Below are 2061 nucleotides of genomic sequence, written 5' to 3'. Positions count from 1 at the left end.
GAAGGACACTGACGTGATGAAGTTTTCCTACAACGACGCGGCCGGAACGCCTGTCTCGGCAGAGGTCCGCACATATGTCGAGGAGGTGAAGGCCAAGATCGCGTCAGGGGAGATCAAGACCCGGCAGAAATAAGCACCAGCCTCGCCCTGAACTCATGATGAAGAAGAAATGGAGGGCATCATGCGGATCACAAGACGGAACTGTCTGGCCGGCGTAGCTGCTCTGGTAGGGGGCCTGGCGGGTAGCCAGGCTTTCGCCCAGGACGCATTCAAGATGGGGCTTCTGGTGCCGGGCAGCGTCGCGGAAGAGGGCTGGAACCGCATCGCTTACGACGCGCTCAAGCGTGTAGAAAAAGAGCTAGGTGCTGACGTCAGCTATGTCGAGCTGCACGACAATCCCACGGCCTTCGAAAGTGCGTTCCGTAACTACGCCGCGCAGGGTTATGACGTGGTGCTCGGCCACGGCTTCCAGTTTCRGGACGCCGCGCTGAATGTCGCTCCGGAGTTCTCGGACACGACCTTCCTGATTTCGTCGAGTTACATCCACGAGGGCAATGTCATCGGTCTTAACACCGATTCCAGCGAACCCTTTTATCTGATGGGTGTGATTGCGGCGAAGACGGGCAAGTCGGCCGGCCTGATCGGCGGGATGGAAATTCCACCGATCAAGCAGTCCTTCGAAGGATTCGTCAACGGCGCTAGAAGCGTCGACCCGAACTTCTCCGTGCCGTTGATCTACCTCAACACCTTCACCGATGCGACGGCAGCGAAGGAGGCCGCACTCAGCATGTTCGCCCAAGGCGCCACGCTGGTCGTGCCAAATGCCAACGCAGCCGGGTTGGGTGTTATCCAGGCCGCACGCGAGGCGGGTCCAGACGTACGGACATTCAGCGTCTACTCCGACTATACCGACGTCGCCCCGAAGAACATCCTGGGCACCTATCTGGCCGACTACGGGCAGGGCATCGTCCGCATAGTCTCCGAGGTGAAGGCCGGCAGCTTCAAGCCTAACGCCAATATCGTGTTCGGCTTGAAGGACTCAGACGTCATGAAGTTCAGCTACAACGACGAGGCCATCGGCACCGTCCCGGCTGACGTCCGAAAATATGTCGACGAGGTCAGGGCGAAGATCGTCTCCGGCGAGATCGTTACCCGTCAGAAGTAAGCCGCAATTCTTCACCGGGCGGCGGTCATTACGAACGGCCGCCCGGTCCTTTCCCGTTCTGAAAGCGATGGAATTCATGGCAAATATCGAAAGCGGGCAGCCTGTGGCGGTCGCCGCGGATCATTTCAAAGGCGCCAGACGCATCCTGTCTCGTATCTTGAAGGCAATTGCCTTGCCGGCCGCAGCCGTGCTGGTCGCCCTGGCATGCGGTGCGGTTCTGCTCGGCCTCAACGGCTTCAACGGCTGGGACGTGTTCAGCGTCATGCTATTCGGCGTGTTTCAGGACACCCGTTCGGTTGCCGAAATCCTGCTCAAGGCAACACCGCTGATCCTGATTGGTGTTGGCCTGTGCGTGGCTTTCCGCTGCAGCATCTGGAACATCGGCGCCGAGGGCCAATTCTATGCCGGCGCGGTGGCCGCAACGGCCGTCGGCGTCAATTTCGGTGGGCTAACGTCCTGGCTCTATATACCGCTGGTCATCGTCGCCGGCGCTCTCGCCGGGGCTGCCTGGGCGGCGATTGCCGGCCTGCTCAAGATCTACTTCCGGGCAAGCGAGATCGTTACCACGATCATGCTCAACTATATCGCCATCATCACCACAAGCTACCTCGTCACCGGGCCGCTGAGGGACGCGGCTGCGGCCTATCCGCAGTCGGCCAAGCTACTGAAGGAGGCCTGGATGCCGCGCATCCTGCCACCGACAAGGCTGCATATCGGCATTCTTGTCGCGCTGGCACTGGCTGTCGCCGTCTACATTTTCCTGTTCCGCAGCAGTTCCGGCTATGCCGTCAGGGTGGTCGGCATTAGCCCACATGCGGCGCGTTATGCCGGCATGAGCGTGCCCAGGAACATCATGCTGGCGATTTGCATCAGCGGCGCCATGGCCGGCCTTGCCG

2 protein-coding genes are annotated in these 2061 nt (G+C 60.4%); both read left to right on the top strand.

The annotated features are described in order from the left end of the window. Positions 1-181: 181 nt before the first annotated feature. On the top strand, positions 182-1165 hold the full coding sequence (locus AC1DUU_RS30500; protein WP_476787049.1) for a BMP family lipoprotein: 984 nt from the start codon (positions 182-184) through the stop codon (positions 1163-1165). Between the two features lie 76 nt (positions 1166-1241). Next, positions 1242-2061: ABC transporter permease (locus tag AC1DUU_RS30495; RefSeq protein ID WP_476787048.1), on the top strand; the 820-nt coding region annotated here is incomplete at its 3' end.

The sequence above is a fragment of the Aminobacter sp. P4_H6_2 genome, assembly GCF_056400805.1.
Note: the sequence above shows the minus strand (reverse complement) of the source record. Positions and strands in the feature narration are given on the sequence as shown.